This window comes from Oligella urethralis DSM 7531 (assembly GCF_000372065.1).
Classification (GTDB): domain Bacteria; phylum Pseudomonadota; class Gammaproteobacteria; order Burkholderiales; family Burkholderiaceae_B; genus Oligella; species Oligella urethralis.
On sequence record NZ_AQVB01000001.1, the window covers coordinates 72,915 to 89,895 of the forward strand.

The following is a 16,981-nucleotide window of genomic DNA, read 5'->3' on the forward strand; positions in this document are numbered from 1 at the left end:
GGATGAGTACAAGTTCTTTAAAAGATGTTGAAATGCAACAACAGCTTGGTGCAGAGGATGGTCTGGCATCGCTGTTACAAAAAGAGTTTAAACCTAAAACCGATGAGGCGCGTGACGCTGTACAAAATGCGGTTAAAACCCTAGCTCAGCAGGCCTTGGAAAATACGGTCACGCTAACATCTGACGCCTATTCGACCATTCAAGAAATTATTGCTGAAATTGATAGAAAGCTTAGCGAGCAGATTAATAAAATCCTGCATCATCAAGAGTTTCAGGCGCTCGAAGGTGCTTGGCGTGGTTTACATTATTTGGTCAATAATACAGAGACCGATGAGCTCTTGAAAATCCGCTTTATGGATATTTCTAAAAAGGAGTTAGGCCGTACCTTAAAGCGTTATAAGGGTGCTGCTTGGGACCAAAGCCCAATCTTCAAGCGTATTTATGAGGAGGAGTACGGTCAATTTGGTGGTGAGCCTATTGGTTGTATTGTCGGTGATTACCATTTTGATCACAGCCCACAAGATGTTGAACTATTGGGTGAAATGGCTAAGATCGGTGCGGCGGCGCATTGTCCCTTTATTTCTGGGGCTGCACCCTCGGTGATGCAAATGGACTCATGGCAAGAGCTCTCTAATCCGCGCGACCTAAGCAAGATTTTCAGTAATACCGAGTATGCCGCTTGGCGTAGTTTAAGAGAATCTGACGATGCGCGTTATCTTGGTTTAACCATGCCACGCTTTTTGGCGCGCCTACCCTATGGTGCACGTACGAACCCAGTGGATGAGTTTGATTTTGAAGAAGCGGTGGATGGTGCCAATCACGACCACTACACGTGGGCTAACTCCGCTTATGCGATGGCTGCCAATATCAACCGCTCATTTAAGGAATACGGTTGGTGTACTTCTATCCGCGGGGTTGAGTCCGGTGGTGCGGTAGATGGTTTACCGGCACACACCTTCCCGACCGATGATGGCGGCGTGGATATGAAATGTCCTACTGAAATTGCCATTAGTGACCGTCGTGAAGCAGAATTGGCTAAAAACGGTTTTATGCCATTAGTACATCGTAAAAACTCGGATTTTGCTGCCTTTATCGGTGCCCAATCGCTACAAAAGCCAGCCGAGTACGATGATCAGGATGCAACAGCCAATGCCCGTTTAGCGGCTCGTTTACCGTATTTATTTGCTTGCTGCCGTTTTGCTCACTATTTGAAGTGCATTGTGCGCGATAAGGTGGGTTCATTTACCGACCGTGACGATATGGAGCGTTGGTTAAATAACTGGATTATGAACTATGTGGATGGTGATCCGGTTAACTCCTCACAAGAGACCAAGGCGCGTAAGCCATTAGCGGCGGCTGAGGTGCAAGTGACTGAGCTACCCGATAATCCCGGTTACTATGCAGCTAAGTTCTTCTTGCGCCCACACTATCAACTAGAGGGTTTAACGGTGTCCTTGCGCTTAGTGTCTAAGTTACCTTCGTTAAAAGACAGTGAGAAGTAATTAGGAAATCATGATGAAAGCAGCCTTAAGCACTCAGCTTTTTAAGACACATTCCATTGATGAGGTGCTTGCAGAGATCAAAAATGCGGTGCGTAAAAAGCCGGATAATGCGGATCTACGTGCCCAGTTGTTTCAAGTATTAGCCCTCAAAGGCGACTGGCAACGGGCCGTTGATCAGCTCAAACTCAGTGCCGAAATGAATCCGCAGGCGCAACCGGTAGCGATGATTTATATCAATGCCATGAATGCGGAGAGCGAAAGAGCAAAGGTATTTGCAGGCGAGGCGATGCCAGCGGTTTTTGGCACGCCGCCTGAGTGGTTTGCTTTATTGACCCAAGCATTACAAGAAGACAATCCGGACCAAGCGGCTGCCTTTAGGCAACAAGCCTTAGAAATGGCGCCCATGATTGGCGGTGTGCTAACAAGGCATGATAATAGCGAGCAGACGCAGGCGTTTGAGTGGTTGTGCGATGGGGATGGGCGCTTAGGTCCCTTACTTGAATTTATGAGTAATGGCCGTTATGGTTGGATTCCGTTTGAGGCGATTGCCAGTCTGCGCTTGATTCAAGCACAAGGGCTTAGCGATTTGCTGTGGGTGCAAACTGAGGTATTGATGCTGGATGGCCGCTCACATGTGGGTCTGGTGCCTGCTCGCTATCCTGCTCAGCTCGATTATGCTAGTCAGACCGATGCCTTAAACTTAGTAGCGCGTACTGAGTGGATTGCCTTATCTGAAACTATTTATCAGGGTCTGGGCCAAAAAATGCTGATGAGTGATAGCAACGAGTACGGTCTATTGGAAATTGCTGAGATTCGTTTTGATGCAGGCAATTAAGTGTTAAGCGCCCATGGATAGTGAGTTTTTAGAATACTATAATCGCGAATTGAATTATATTCGCGAGGCTGGCAGGGAGTTTGCCGCGCAATATCCCAAAATCGCTGGTCGGCTAGGGATGCAGGGCATTGAGGTTTCTGACCCCTATGTTGAACGGCTATTGGAGGGTTTTAGCTTTTTAACTGCACGCATTCATATGAAAATGGATGCCGAGTTTCCGCAGTTTACGCAAAATCTATTAGAGGTGCTACACCCACATTATGTGGCACCTACGCCCTCCATGTCGGTAGTGCAATTTCATCCAGACACTAAGCGGGGTAATCTAAATCAAGGCTTTAAGGTCAAACGGGGTACGGTGTTACGCGCACGCCTGAGCGATGATAAGGAGCTTCGTTTTACGGTGGGGCAAGCGCAAGAATTGCGTCCGCTCACTTTGGAAGAAGCAGAAATCAGTGGTGTGCCGGTTGATTTACCGCTTAAGCGCATGGGTTTTAACGGGCGCAATCAGCCGGTGGTGATGAGCTCCTTGCGTATGCGCTTTAAGGTGGAGGGTGGCGCCACCCTGAGTGGCTTGCAGGACTTTGATAAGCTGAGCTTTTTTCTAAATGGCAATGATATGATTACCCATCAATTGCTGGAATTGATCATGGCGCATACCCTTGCGGTAGTGTGTCATGATGATGCACGACCAATGCGATGGATGAATCGTTTGGATAAAAGCGCAGTGAAGCATGAAGGCTTTGACTCAGAGCAGTCGATGCTGCCATTAGATCCGCGCGTGTTTCACGGTTATCGTATTTTGCATGAGTACTTTGCCTTTCCTCAACGCTTTATGTTTTTCAGTATTAATAACTTACTAAAAGGCCTAAAGCTACCAGAGGAGTTGATTCAAGACAAGGATAATAAGCACTTTGAAATCACATTTTTGTTTGATCAGAGTTTTTATGATTTAGAGGCTAATGTTTCAGCTGAAAACTTTTTGCTGAATTGTGCACCTATTATCAATTTATTTCCTTATAAAGCAAATCGCATTGCTGTGACGCCGAATTTGCATGAGTATCATGTGGTGCCAGAGCGCGCCAAGCCCATGGATTATGAGGTCTATAGTGTGGATCGGGTGGAGGCTATGCGTGCGGGTCAACGTGGTAGTCAGCCATTTAAAGAGATGTTTAGAGCTTTAGGTGCTGATAGTGATGAGCAGCATGGCTATTTCTCGGTGCGACGAGAAGAGCGCCAACTATCGGATACGGCGCAGCGCTCCGGTACCCGTACTTCGTATATCGGCAGCGAGGTTTTTATCAGCCTATCTGACCCCAAACAGCCACCCTTTGACCAAGAGATTGAGGCCTTGTCGCTGAACTTAAGTTGTACCAATCGCGATTTGCCCTTGTTATTAAGAGCGGGTGATAAGATTGATTTTCGCTTTAGCGAGTTTATGCCTACACAGGGCCTGAGTTTATTACGTGATCCTTCTAAACCGCGACCGGCCTTGGCGCGTGGCGCCTATGCATGGCGCTTGCTTAGTCATTTAAATTTAAATTATTCCAGCTTGATGGATTTAGATGAGGAACAAGGTGCGGCAGCCTTGCGTGAATTGCTGCGTATTTATGCCAATGTGGCTGATAGCGGTATTAGCAAGCAGATTAACGGTATTCGTAAGGTCTCGATTACGCCAATGCACCACCGTATACCAATGCCAGGGCCGATATTATATGGGCGCGGCGTCAAAATTGAGCTTGAAATAGATGAGCTGGCTTTTTCAGGTATCAGTCCGTATTTATTAGGCGCTGTGTTAGAGCAGTTTTTTGCTCGTCATGTCTCAATTAATTTAATGACGGAGTTGGTTTTAAAAACCCTGCAGCGTGGTGAAATTGCTCGTTGGCAACCGCGCATGGGTGCTAGACCAGTGGCCTAAGTGCTGGCGCCACGATGCTTAAAATATGCTAGGACAAATTAAGGGATTTTTGTGCGTTGATGCCTGATTTGTTTATATACTAGCTAAATGGATAATGCAAAGCACAAATTAGTCATGCTATGGCGTTTTAGCGTCTTACTGCTGTTAGTACTTAATCTCTTATTGGCCTGTCAAAACCAAAGCGCAATCCGCTCGCTGTATCAAGCAAGCGAGGCGACGGCTGAGTCGGTGGAGGTGAGGGAGGCCGCAGCGCAGTCCGTATTAACGGGACGTGTGGTTAAAGTCTCAGATGGGGATAGCATCACCTTGCTAGACATGAATCATAAGCAGCATCGGGTGCGTTTATCACAAATTGATGCGCCGGAGCAGAAACAGCCCTTTTCCCGTGTGGCCAAGGAGGCCTTAGCTGATTTGATTGCGACGAAGGAAGTGCGGCTGCAGATTGAGGGTAAGGATCGCTATCAACGCTTGTTAGCCGAGGTTTTTATCGGTGGTACTAATGTCAATTTGTATATGGTCAGGCAGGGCTATGCTTGGGCCTATACCCAGTATATGACGGATAATCAGTACCTTGAAGCACAGCAAGCTGCGCAGCGCGAAAGACTCGGGCTGTGGCGTGATGCTAATCCTTTGGCCCCTTGGGAGTACAGGCGGCAACAGCGTAAGTAGCATGATCCTTTAAGTTTAAATTTTTTTAAGAGAGGTGAGTAATGGCTAAGTCAACAATTAAAAAACCCGTCATCATCCTGGTGATACTGGCGCTGATTGCCGTGGGCGCTTGGTTCTTTATACAAAAAACTGCCACTAATCGAGTCGAAGAGGAGGTGCAGCAATTTTTAGTGCAGCATGAGCTACAAGATAGACTGAGCTACACCAAGTTAGAGGCCAGTCCTAGTGGCACGGTCACGCTGCACAAGGTAACTTTATTGGACGATGAGGGTGAGCTGTTACTCAGTGCGGATGAGGTCAAGTTAAATCGTTTCAAGGAGGAGCAAGATTTTCAGGAAGTCGATTTTACGATTAAAAACATCGTGGATGTGAGTGGTGAGCTGTTCCGGGAGGAGTTAAATGCGCTGTTCGCAGAAATTGATAAGCCCGCACCACGGCATCTTGATGTGGCTTCTTACTATAAATTGGACGGCGCAGCTGGGGAGGTGACGCTTAAATCAAGTGTGCTGATTCCGGATTTTCTAGAAGTGGGGGGCATGTTAAATTTGGCTAATCCTGCCGCTGTGTTAGATCTATCAAACTACTTAGCGGCTAATCCTGATGTAGAGGAAATGACCCCTGAATTGATGAGCTTATTAGCTAAAATCACGCTTAAGGATATGAGCTTAGAGTTGAAGGATAAAGGCGGTGTACCGTCGCTGATGCAGCTCGTTGAAAAGCAGCAATTAGCTGATGAGCAAGCGGCACTGACAGCATCAGAGCGCGAGCAAATGTTGCAAATGAAGCTGGCGCAGGCTAAGCAGGAGTGTATTAATACAGATGGCCTTGCGATGGTGGTCGATGATCTTGAAAGTGCATGCACTAAGTTATTCGATTTTTTAAGCAATCAACGTTCTGATATCAAATTCAAGGCGAGCGTGGTGAAGCCAATCAGCGTTGAAGAGTTTATGATGTTGTCCTTGATGGGGGCGATGCGTCCTGAGCAATTCTTTAATGAGTATCAACCAAGCATTGTGATTGAGTAATTCATCACTGCTGCTTGAGCTTTGTGCTCAGGTCGCAAGGTAGGCGGTTGAACTTTAAGATGGCATACGGTCTAACTAGCATCGCTGTTATTGATAGGGATCGTCGTGATGAGCAGATTGACTTGTTATCGTATGTACGCTGCCTTAGCATTTAGCACATTGATCGTGCTAGCTGCTTTGAGCTCCTTGGTGTTTGCCGCCACAGCAGAGGAGCCGCCCTCACTGACTGATGGGGCTGCCCAGCGCGAGACTCAAGCGCAAGCACCGGATTACGCCGTGTTGCAGGAGTTACGAGATTTTGATCCGGACATTGTGGATGTGAGTCCTGCCTCGGCAAGGAGTTATCAGCAGGTTTTCAAAGATGAGGTCTTAGCCTATTGCATCAGTACGGCTTATCATGAGAGTGCAGAGGTAGCAGCCGATGCGCTGTATACGGCCGCTGCATTGCATAGTTGGAGTCGCTATGAGTTGGCAGCGATGTTGAGCCAGGTGCCACCCCTAGTTAGCCGCTATTTAGAAAGGCCGTATCGCGCGGCTAGTCGTGCCTCAGACGAGCCAGAGATGGGGGCTGAGAGCGAGCAGCTAATGCCTCAAGCGTCGAGTGAGCAAGCGAAATTACAGCTACTCAAGTGCCTCGATCTCTACCATAGTGCGGAGTTGGAGGAGCTGGCTCTGGCCCATGTGATTGATCCCAGCCGTAGCTACGCCGAAGATCATGCGGTCATACCGTAGCTCAAGCGGTCGAGGTGCTGATAACGCACTATCCATCACCGCTTGCTTGCTCGCCCTCACCGGGTGAGCGCTGGCTATTTAGCGACAATGGCACCCTGTGCTTGATTGGCATCTAATATTTGCTGTACTTCACCACTGGCTTTCACTAGCTGTACGAATTGATTGAGATAGTCCGCCGCTAAATCACCGCGTTGTTTAGCGACCCCCATCGCCTGAGGAATTTCCATAAAATGACCGGGTAAAATGCGTACTGCGCTACCAACACGTGCCGCATCTAATTCCAGCTGTTGCTTTACGCCGGCGGCGACTTCGTAGCCATGAGCCAAGAAATGATCAACCACCTCTTGAGAACTGGCGGCACGGATGATTTCAGCATGCTTTAAGCTTCGGCTTAGATGTAAATCATAGGCACTACCTTGGCCGACCACCACCCGGTTGCCTTTATGATCGACCTCCTCAATGCTTTGAATCGATGAGTGTTGAGGCACCATATAGCCACCCTGAATCACAACATAGGGTTGGGTGAAGCTAACTAACTCGGCACGCTCCGGATCAATGGCAAAAAAACCGATATCGGCATTGCCGGTGGCGATATAGTTAACCGCCTCCGCGGCCTTTTTAACCGGAATTAATTTCAACGGTAGACCTAATTGCAAGGCAAATTTCTTTGCCAAATCAACCGACACCCCACGCACTACTTCATGCTCCGTGCCGGGCTTTGCGAGAATGGCATTGCCCAGATTAATCACGGCGCGAAGTTCACCGGTGGGAGCGAACACCTTTTTTAAATCGAGTTGGTCCTGCATTATCCTCTCCTCTAAAGATTAAATTTAAGCGATAGTTTAGCAGCACGTTAGCTTAGCGTCTTAGCCAAGCCTTAGCGGGGTACATAGGCTTTAGTGTATACGAATTAACTGACCGTTTGTTAGTTGATAAATTTTATCCACCGCGCTTGGCGGTAGTGCTGCATGGGTCAACAAAATCACCGAACGACCTTGTGTGGCATGGATTAAATCATGCAAAAAGGCTTGCTCTGCTGCCCGGTCTAAGCTTTGTGTCGGTTCATCTAAGGCTAGAATTTGAGCCGGTGATAGCAGGGCTCTAGCTAAGCATAAACGGCGTGCCTGACCGGCTGAGAGGGTACGACCGCCTTCACCGGTCCAGGTATCTAAACCCTCAGGCAACTGACGCACAAAATCGCCTAAGCGGGCGTTGTCCAAGGCCTGCCATAAGCTGTTGTCATCGGCGTCTGGCTTGGCAATTAATAAATTACTGCGGATGGTACCTAAAAATACCGGTGCATCTTGACTTAAAAATGCAATGCGTTGATGTAGTTGCGCAAGTGGTGCTTGACGAATATCAAGGCCACCGTAACTGATACTACCGGCATCTGGGTCATCAAAGCGCAGGAGTAGATTTAAAAGGGTTGATTTACCAGCGCCGCTTTTACCGATAATCGCGATACGCTCAGCCTTTGCTAGTGTGAAGGAAATGCCTTTTAAAACCTCTGGTCCTTTGCTAAGACCATCAGCCGCGGGATAAGCATAGTGCACCGCATTAAAAAGCAAGCTACCTGTCACCGGCAAATCCTGTGTCTGCTCACTATCGACGATGTTGGCTTGGCTTTGGCTTAAGGCATCAATACGTTTGGCAGCGGCAGCCGCACTACCTAGGCGCGAAGCCCCTCGCATAATGGGCGCAAAGACCTCAAACACACCCAAGACGGCTAAAACCAAGCCAGCCCAAACGGGTCCTGTCAGCTGTCCTTGACGTAGTCCGTCAATCCCGAAGTACAGCATGCCTACAAGGCTTAGGCCGGCGAGTAATTGCACCACGGCTTTGCCATTGGCTGCTAAAAACGATTGCTGTTGACGCGCTAGTGCCACCGCGAGACATTGCTTGGCAAAGGCTTGTTGCGCTTGTTGGTGGGCACCAAGCGCAATTAAGTCGGCGTGAGCCGTGACTGTGTGTACGCTGGTATCACGTAGCGCAGCGACATTTTCTTGTACGATTGCACCAGGTTGCTGGGCTTTTTTGGCCAAGTAAAGTGGCACGATAACAGTGCCTAGCAATAAACAAAGCGCCAGTAAGATGGCTGCTGCTGGTAGATAGGCAGCGACAACGATGGATAAAATAAAGCCGATCACTAAGCCCGTAATAATCGGTGCCACGGCAAATAAATACACGGTATCAAGTGCGTCCACATCACCGGTCAGACGAGCAATGAGATCGCCGTCTTTATACTTAGCTAATTGTGCCGCATCCAGGGTTAATAAACGTCTAAATACACTACCGCGCAAATCAGCCAGGAGGCGTAGGGTGGCATCATGGCCTATGACGCGTTCCACATAGCGACTTAAAATACGTATAAAGGAGAGACCGCGCACCAAGGCTGAAGGCGCAAATAAATTAAAGGTCTGCCAAGCGGCCACCAGTGCAGCACCGGTTAAGAACCAACCGGCCACACCGAGTAAGCCTACGCCCGCAGCCAGCGTCACCATGCTTAGCAGTAGCGCTAATACGAGTGCGCCAGCTCGTTGCTTATATAAGGGGGCTAGTACACGCCAAATGGCTTTCATAGTTGCATCTCCTGCAAGAGCCTGCGTTTATCTAGCGGCACCAGTGTTTGATCTTGTAGACAGAAGACGCTGTCAGCCCTCAGTGCCACCACCGGGTCATGCGTTACCATTAAGAGACTGCGGCCCTTGGCAAAATGCATTAAATTATCCAAGACCGTATCACGCGTGCTCGCATCCAAATTGGAGGTCGGTTCATCTAATAAAATCACTGAGGGATTCGCGAGAAATAAGCGCGCTAAGGCCAAGCGTTGTAATTGACCGCCAGAGAGACCATAGCCGCGGGTGGCGATGGTTGAATTGAGCCCGGCGGGTAGCTCAGCGATGACATCCTCCATTGCTGCTAGCTGCACTGCCTGTGCTAAGGCCTTAGCATCAGCTTGCGCTGAGGCTAAGCGTAGATTGTCGGCAATGCTGCCAGCAAAAACATAGGGGTGTTGGCCGATTAGCATTAAATGCTGCCGTAGTTGTGCCTTCGACCAGGAGGATAGCGGTAGCCCAGCTAAATTAATGCTGCCGTCAGCCGGACGGAGGACAGCCAGTGTTTCGAGAAGCGAGCTTTTGCCGATGCCACTCGCGCCCATAATGGCAATGGATTGGCCCTTTTTTAGGGTAAAGGATAAATCCTTAATCAGTAACTGTTCACGTCCTGGTATGGGAATATTTAAGGCCGTTGCGCTTAAGGCAATATCATGGTCGGCTGAGTCAGGTGCTGTTCTTAGCGCATCAGCCTCAATCGTTGTGCACTCAGTGGTCTCCCTGTGCGCTGCCGTGGGGGCTGTAAAATCTGCGCTTAAGCGACCAAATAACTGATGCATTTCAGCCACGGCAGCACGGGCATTGGCTCGATCGTGATAATGTGCGGCAAACTGCCGGAGGGGGTTATAGACTTCGGGTGCCATTAATAGGCAAAACATCCCAGCCTGTAGCGTTAAGACACTTGCGCCACGCAAGTTAATAAATTCTAAATACGTTAGACCGATATATAAAGCGGTACCCGCAACCCCGAGGGCAGCAAAAAACTCTAAGGTGGCAGAAGATAAAAAGGCCAAGCGTAGTACAGCCATGGTTTTATTGCGTAACAGCTCGCTTGCTTCAACGACACGATTTGCTTCGGCCTCGGCCTGACCATATAGTTTGAAGGTGGAAAGACCACGTAGCCGATCCGCAAAAAAACCGGACAGGCGCGTAAAAGCCTCTAAATGTCGTCGACTTGCCGCCTCTGCACCCCAGCCCACTAAGGCCATAAACAAAGGAATTAAAGGGGCGGTAAGTAATAATAACAAGCCTGCAACCCAGTCCACAGGCAAGACAAAGAGGGCAAAAACGATGGGCAAAAAAGTGCCAGCAATCAGTGCTGGCAGGTACTGTGCAAAATAGCCGTCAAAGGCCTCGACCTGCTCCACCAACACACCGGCGATAGCACCAGAGGCTTGTTGGCGACTCCATGCGGGACTGCGACTTAGGATATCGGCAAAGAGTGATTGACGGACTAGGGCTTTGATTTTTTCTGAGGCTTTGATGCCAGCACGCTCACCTTGCCAAGTGATGAAAGTGCGCGTGACTAGCAATAGCAGAATCAACGCAATATCAAATAGTAGCGCTTCTTTAGCCAAGCCTTGCACGATGGCTTTATCTAACACACCAGCTAAAAGCCAGGCTTGAATTAGCAACAAAAGACCGGATAGAACTGGCGCCACAATGGCAAGGCTTAAATAGCCCTTGGCTTGTTTTGCCAGTCCCCCTAAGTAACGTGATTGCTCACGTGGTAATTTTAATAGGGTTGCGGCCGGATCGTGCTCGGCTTTTGCCATACTTAGTTGCGCTTATCTAGTGAGGAAGCCGGCATGGGATCATCCATTTTGTCCTCATGCAGCTCATACCATAACCCCACTGCCACAGCAATGCCACACGCCAGTGAGGTACCAAGCATCCAAGTTAAATACCACATAATTAACTCCTAAATTAATAGCTGTTATGCGTTTCGTTCAGTGTCTCTTCCGTGATCGGACCGCGCATTACGCGATAAACATACGAGGTGTAGGATAAGACGATCGGTAAGAAGATAAAGGTCACAATCAGCATCACCCACAGCGTTAAATGACTGGAAGACGCATCCCACACCGTCAGACCTTGGTTTGGATTAGCTGAGGAAGGTAGGATAAAGGGGAATAAAGCAAAACCAACGCTTAGAATCACGCCCGCAATGCTGAGTGATGAGCTGATAAAGGCCGCAATCGGGCGCTGCATCGCTAAGCAGACACCGGTCAGCAAAGCCGCTACTACACCCAGGGCAGGCGCAGCCCACATCCAAGGGTACTTAGCGAAATTAGCTAACCAAGCGCCATTAACCACATCCACGCTTTTATTGAGCGGATTAGATGGGGCGCTAGGATCGATGGCCGAGGTAATGAGCTGACCGTCTAAGGCATTGAGCCAAAAACCGCCTGCTGCAAATAATACAGCGACTAAGAGTGCGGTGATGATGCCGAGTTTACGCGCCCGATGATTGACGGGCTCAACCACACGCCAAGCGATCAGGGTAGCACCGTGCGTTACCAGCATGAGTAAGCTTAAGACACCGCAAAAGAGGGTAAATGGTGTAAATAGGCCGAAGAAAGTGCCATGGAAGAGGGGGCGCATGCTCGGCGTTTCTACCTCAAAGGGGATGCCTAGGATCACATTACCAAAGGCTACGCCAAACACCACAGGTGCCACCACCCCGGCAAAGGTGAGGATACCGTCAAAGACATTACGCCAGGTTGTACCCTCGTATTTGCTGCGGTACTTAAAGCCCACGGGACGCAAAATTAGGGTCACTAACAACAGCATCATGGCCAGGTAAAAACTGGAAAATGAGGTGGCGTATAAGGCGGGCCAAGCCGCAAAAATCGCCCCACCAGCGGTAATTAACCAGACCTGATTACCCTCCCAAACTGGACCAACTAAGTTAATCATCAGGCGGCGCTCAGTGTCGCTACGACCGATGACTGGCAATAAGGCAGCAACGCCCAAATCAAAACCATCCATGATGGCAAAGCCGATAAGCAGCACGCCCATCAACAGCCACCAGATAATACGTAGGGTTTCGTAATCTAATAAAATCAATGAGTTCGTCATAATTTTTTCCTTTCTTAGTGGCTTTGCACTGCCTCGGTCGCTACCTTAGCGCTAAGCATTGAAGCGTTGTCGCTAGGGGTGTAATACTCAGGCCCCTTTTTAATTGCGCTTAACATCACTTTGGTACCGACAATAAAAATCGTTAAGTACAAGGTGAAGTAAATGGCTAAGCTAATGAGGAGTGAGGTTACGGATAGATGCGAGACCGCATAGTGGGTCGGTAAAATACCGTCAATAACCCAAGGCTGACGACCGTATTCAGCCACAAACCAACCGCATTCAATCGCTATCCATGGCGTTACAATTGTCCACATGGCTAGTTTTAAGGTTTTGCTGCTTTGAGCAATACGACCTTTCACCGTTAACCAGAACACTAAAGCAAAGAAGAACACAAAGTAAAAGCTAAGTGCCACCATAATGCGGAAGGTATAGAATAAGGAGGTGACATCCGGTACGGTATCAATGGCGGCCATGCGAATTTCTTCAGGCGTGGCATTAGCAATATCGTCACGATACTTTTTAAGCAATAAGCCATAGCCTAAATCCTGCCAGTTATCCGCAAAAAACTGCTTGGACTCTGCGTCATTGCCATCAGCCTTGCTGCGTTGTAGGGCCTCGTATACATCAATGCCTTTGATGATGCGCTCTTCATTACGCTCCACCAGTTCCTTAATACCTGGCATCACTTGGTCAAAAGAGCGTGTACCAATTAAACCCATGACCCAAGGGATGTCGATGGCAAAGTCATTTGCCATGGCCTCTTGGTTAGGAATGGCCACCACGTTAAAGGAGGCCGGTGCGGCTTGCGTTTCCCACATCGCCTCAAGGGCGGCAATTTTCATTTTCTGGTTCTCACCAGCTAAGTAACCGCTCTCGTCGCCAAGGGTAATGGCACCGATAGAAACCATAAAACCAAAGGCAGAAGCAATCGCAATTGAGCGCTTAGCTAAGCCGATATTGCGTCCACGTAGTAAATACCAAGCACTTACCGCAATAATAAACACGGCACCAGTAATATAGCCAGCAATCACGGTATGTAGGAATTTCGCTTGGGCCACTGGATTTAAAATAACGTCAAAAAAGCTCGTCATCTCCATGCGCATCGTGTCCGGATTAAAGACCGCACCGACGGGGTATTGCATCCAGCCATTGGCAATAAGAATCCATAAGGCGGAGAAGTTAGTGCCTAAGGCGACTAACCAGGTGACGGTTAAATGTGCCTTTTTAGACATGCGATTCCAGCCGAAGAAGAAGAGACCAATAAAGGTTGCTTCGAGGAAGAAAGCCATTAATCCTTCAATGGCTAAAGGGGCACCGAAAATATCGCCCACATAGTGACTGTAATAGGACCAGTTCATACCAAACTGGAACTCCATCACGATACCGGAGCCCACCCCGATGGCAAAGTTAATGCCAAAAAGGGTACCCCAGAATAGGGTCATGCGGCGCCAAATATCACGTCCGCTAATCACATAAATTGTTTCCATAACCGCTAGCAAAAAGGATAGACCCAAGGTCAGCGGCACGAAAATAAAGTGGAACATGGCGGTCGCCGCAAACTGCAAACGCGACAAGCCGACGACATCAAGTTCAAACATTAGAGCTCTCCAAAAATACGGTTCGCTAAGAGATAGGGTTGCGGGATTAGATTAAACTCACCCTGATCTTAAGTTGTTACTGTGTTGTAAAAAAATGAATTAAGCATTGAATAACGATAATGCCTTGTTATACACCGATGTTGTGATGCTCAGATAGGATGGGCGGCGCCAACGGCCGGTGTGGTAACCACTGATCATGGGGTGTGGGAAAGGCGACAAAGGATGGTATTGCTTGCGGTTTGCTGCGTGCGATCGGCTGAGTTCCTTGTAGCAAGGGCTGTGTGTTGAGGATGGCTTCAGCCATGCTCGGCAGCAAACAGGAGAGGCAATATGCACTACGGCTAGGCGATACTGGGGCTTCATCATTACTGGCTAGGGTGATGGTGTAGCTGATGAGCTGCCCCTGAGCGCCGCACAGCGCCATGGTAATCACACTGGGCGCAGCGTCGTCACTGCCATCAGTCACCATCGTAGTGGCTAATGGCATAGATAGCGCTGCTACTAGAATAGCTAGTGCGCTCCACCATATAAGAAGACGACGCTTAATACAGGACATGGGGAAATATTTTGTTACGCTAATATGTTTAATTCTAACCCATTGTTAATGAGCGCGCATCAAAATAATAGTAAAAACCCTAGATCCTCTGATTAGCTATGAGTGGCGACTGGATAAAATTAAGCCGAAGGCAATCAAGGCAATCCCGATTAGATGGTATGCATGAATACTTTCTTTGGCAAAAACGGCAGCCAAAATCACCCCAAACACTGGCATCAGGTGAATAAATAGCCCTGTCAGCATGGGGCCGACCCGACTGATGGCTAAACTGTAGCAAACATAGGCAATCACCGAGGGGAAGATGCCCACATAGAGTAAGGCTAATTTTGCATTGCTATTGAGATAAATCGGTAATTGAGCGCCCGATTCCCATAGCCATAAGGGGAAGAGCGCAACCACGGCAATGGCAATTTGGACCGAGGTCAGTGCGGTGCGGTTCATCCCTTGAGGTGTGCTTTTCATCCACAGCGTGTAAATGGTCCAACAGATCATCGCCACAAAAACAATGATATCGCCTGGGTTAAAGCTGAAATTAATCAGGGTTTGCAGATTGCCATTACTAATAATCGTCGCCACCCCAATGAGAGATAAAACTAAACCAATCGTGGGCAAGGTATAAAGACGCTGCTTATAAAACAGTAAGCCGAATAAAATAATCAGCACCGGCACGGTTGAGTTAAGCAGCAGGGCATTGGTTGCTGTGGTCCCGTGTAAGCCCAAATAGACCAAGGTGTTAAAAGCAGTGACCCCGACAATGGCGGTTTTAAGCACAAAGAATTTATGTTGCTTATAGAGCGGCCAGTCGTTTTTAATATGCTTATAGGTAAAGGGTAAAAGAAAGCAAAACGCAATCAACCAACGCCAAAAGGATAGGCTCATGGGGCCGATATCATCGCGGACGATACGCCCGATGACAAAGTTACCCGCCCAAAACAGCGGGGGCGCAATTAATAATAAGAGTGTGGTGAGATTGAGTTTTTTAAACACGTCAAGGACTGGTAAACATCGCATAAAGTTTTACTTTAAAGCATTATGCAACAGAAGAATGGTCGGCGCATGCTTAATTACAATACTGACAAGATACTGAATTACGACAAAATAAAAGCCACCGCCAATTTTATGGGGTGGCTTTTGAGTCAGGATCAACCTGTTCAAAGGCAGTTACACCGCGTCCAGCGCTTGCTCTAAATCAGCGATCAGATCATCAATATGCTCAATTCCCACCGATAGACGCACCATATCCTTACTCACACCAGCGGCGGCTAATTCCTCATCGCTTAATTGACGATGTGTGGTGGTGGCCGGATGGCAAGCCAAACTGCGGGTATCACCGATATTGACTAGGCGAATAAAGAGCTGTAAGGCATCAATAAAGCGCGCACCTGCTTCACGACCGCCTTTGACGCCAAAGGATAAGATGCCAGAGGGCTTGCCTTTCACATATTTTTTAGCTAATTCATGCTCCGGGTGATCGGGCAGACCAGCATAATTGACCCAAGCGACTTTATCATGCTGCTGTAGATACTCGGCAATTTTTAGCGCATTGTCTGTATGACGTTCCATACGCAAGCTGAGCGTCTCCAAACCCTGTAATAGCAAGAAAGTACTGAGCGGACTGATGGCAGCACCCATATTCCGTAAAGGCACCACCCGAGCACGCGTGATATAGGCCGCTTTACCCACATCCTGCACATAATTCACGCCGTGATAGCTAGGGTCCGGGTTGTTTAGTAGTGGGAAGCGCTCAGGATAGTCGCCCCAGGGGAAATTACCGCTGTCGACAATGATACCGCCCAAGCTATTGCCGTGACCGCCAATGTACTTGGTTAAAGAATGCACCACAATATCAGCGCCAAATTCAAAGGATTTTTGTAATACCGGCGTGGCGACGGTATTGTCTACCACCACTGGGACACCGTACTCATGCGCAATCTTGGACACCGCTTCTAAATCGACAATATTACCCAAGGGGTTACCGATGGACTCCACAAAAACCAGCTTGGTGCGTTCATCGACTAAGTCACGTATCGCTTCAGGGTTTTTATGATCAAAGAATCTGACCTCAATCCCTTGGCGCGGCATGGTATGGGCAAAAAGATTATAGGTGCCACCATATAAGGCGGAGACGGAGATGATATTGTCACCCGCTTCGGCAATGGTTTGAATGGCATAAGTGATGGCTGCCATACCGGAGGCCAAGGCTAGGGCACCCACGCCACCTTCAAGCGCTGCTACCCGCGCTTCGATAATGGCATTGGTCGGGTTGGTAATGCGGGTGTAGATATTACCCGCTACTTTTAGATCAAATAGATCCGCCCCGTGCTGTGTATTATCAAAGGCATAGGAGGTGGTTTGATAAATCGGTACTGCCACCGCTTTGGTCGTGGCTTCTGGTTCATAACCGGTATGAACGGCAATGGTCTCGTCTCTATAAGTCATTGTCTTCCTCTCTT

15 protein-coding genes are annotated in these 16,981 nt (G+C 48.5%); 6 read left to right on the forward strand and 9 right to left on the reverse strand.

Annotation, left to right across the window (positions count from 1 at the left end; translation table 11 throughout):
* Nucleotides 1-2 precede the first annotated feature (2 nt).
* The 6 genes from tssC to A3GA_RS11785 all read left to right on the forward strand — a co-directional run bounded on the left by tssC (nt 3) and on the right by A3GA_RS11785 (nt 6,678).
* On the forward strand, nt 3-1,502 hold the full coding sequence (gene tssC / locus A3GA_RS0100335; RefSeq protein WP_018025385.1) for a type VI secretion system contractile sheath large subunit: 1,500 nt from the start codon (nt 3-5) through the stop codon (nt 1,500-1,502).
* A gap of 10 nt (nt 1,503-1,512) precedes the next feature.
* Nucleotides 1,513-2,337 (forward strand): type VI secretion system accessory protein TagJ, encoded by an 825-nt coding sequence (locus A3GA_RS0100340; protein ID WP_225792227.1) that lies wholly within the window; start codon nt 1,513-1,515, stop codon nt 2,335-2,337.
* 13 nt (nt 2,338-2,350) lie between these two features.
* A complete protein-coding gene (gene tssF / locus A3GA_RS0100345; protein ID WP_018025387.1) occupies nt 2,351-4,252 on the forward strand; it encodes a type VI secretion system baseplate subunit TssF in 1,902 nt (633 codons plus the stop codon).
* 87 nt (nt 4,253-4,339) lie between these two features.
* Entirely contained in the window at nt 4,340-4,921 is a 582-nt protein-coding gene (locus tag A3GA_RS11105; RefSeq protein ID WP_018025388.1) for a thermonuclease family protein, read from the forward strand.
* Nucleotides 4,922-4,962: 41 nt separating this feature from the next.
* On the forward strand, nt 4,963-5,946 hold the full coding sequence (locus tag A3GA_RS0100355; protein ID WP_018025389.1) for a hypothetical protein: 984 nt from the start codon (nt 4,963-4,965) through the stop codon (nt 5,944-5,946).
* A 108-nt stretch (nt 5,947-6,054) separates the two neighbouring features.
* Nucleotides 6,055-6,678, forward strand: a complete 624-nt coding sequence (locus tag A3GA_RS11785) for a T6SS amidase immunity protein Tai4 family protein (protein WP_081606580.1) — start codon at nt 6,055-6,057, stop codon at nt 6,676-6,678.
* Nucleotides 6,679-6,752: 74 nt separating this feature from the next.
* Here A3GA_RS11785 and A3GA_RS0100365 read toward each other — a convergent pair whose 3' ends face one another.
* The 9 genes from A3GA_RS0100365 to A3GA_RS0100405 form a co-directional block, all read right to left on the reverse strand.
* Nucleotides 6,753-7,484, reverse strand: coding sequence for a transporter substrate-binding domain-containing protein (locus tag A3GA_RS0100365; protein ID WP_018025391.1), 732 nt, complete (start codon nt 7,482-7,484; stop codon nt 6,753-6,755).
* 90 nt (nt 7,485-7,574) lie between these two features.
* A complete protein-coding gene (gene cydC / locus A3GA_RS0100370; RefSeq protein ID WP_018025392.1) occupies nt 7,575-9,257 on the reverse strand; it encodes a thiol reductant ABC exporter subunit CydC in 1,683 nt (560 codons plus the stop codon).
* A complete protein-coding gene (gene cydD / locus A3GA_RS0100375; RefSeq protein WP_018025393.1) occupies nt 9,254-11,068 on the reverse strand; it encodes a thiol reductant ABC exporter subunit CydD in 1,815 nt (604 codons plus the stop codon). Before cydD ends, cydC begins: the two co-directional genes overlap by 4 nt.
* Before the next feature lie 2 nt (nt 11,069-11,070).
* Nucleotides 11,071-11,205 (reverse strand): cytochrome bd-I oxidase subunit CydX, encoded by a 135-nt coding sequence (gene cydX, locus A3GA_RS11905; RefSeq protein ID WP_018025394.1) that lies wholly within the window; start codon nt 11,203-11,205, stop codon nt 11,071-11,073.
* Between the two features lie 14 nt (nt 11,206-11,219).
* A complete protein-coding gene (gene cydB, locus A3GA_RS0100385) occupies nt 11,220-12,374 on the reverse strand; it encodes a cytochrome d ubiquinol oxidase subunit II (RefSeq protein ID WP_018025395.1) in 1,155 nt (384 codons plus the stop codon).
* A gap of 14 nt (nt 12,375-12,388) precedes the next feature.
* Nucleotides 12,389-13,972, reverse strand: coding sequence for a cytochrome ubiquinol oxidase subunit I (locus A3GA_RS0100390; protein WP_018025396.1), 1,584 nt, complete (start codon nt 13,970-13,972; stop codon nt 12,389-12,391).
* A 127-nt stretch (nt 13,973-14,099) separates the two neighbouring features.
* Nucleotides 14,100-14,459: a hypothetical protein gene (locus A3GA_RS0100395; RefSeq protein ID WP_018025397.1), complete on the reverse strand. Its 360-nt coding sequence runs from the start codon at nt 14,457-14,459 to the stop codon at nt 14,100-14,102.
* A 165-nt stretch (nt 14,460-14,624) separates the two neighbouring features.
* Entirely contained in the window at nt 14,625-15,539 is a 915-nt protein-coding gene (locus A3GA_RS0100400) for a DMT family transporter (protein WP_018025398.1), read from the reverse strand.
* Between the two features lie 150 nt (nt 15,540-15,689).
* Nucleotides 15,690-16,967 carry an O-acetylhomoserine aminocarboxypropyltransferase/cysteine synthase family protein gene (locus A3GA_RS0100405; RefSeq protein ID WP_018025399.1) on the reverse strand — a complete coding sequence of 426 codons (1,278 nt, stop codon included), beginning with the start codon at nt 16,965-16,967 and terminating at the stop codon, nt 15,690-15,692.
* Between the last annotated feature and the right edge of the window lie 14 nt (nt 16,968-16,981).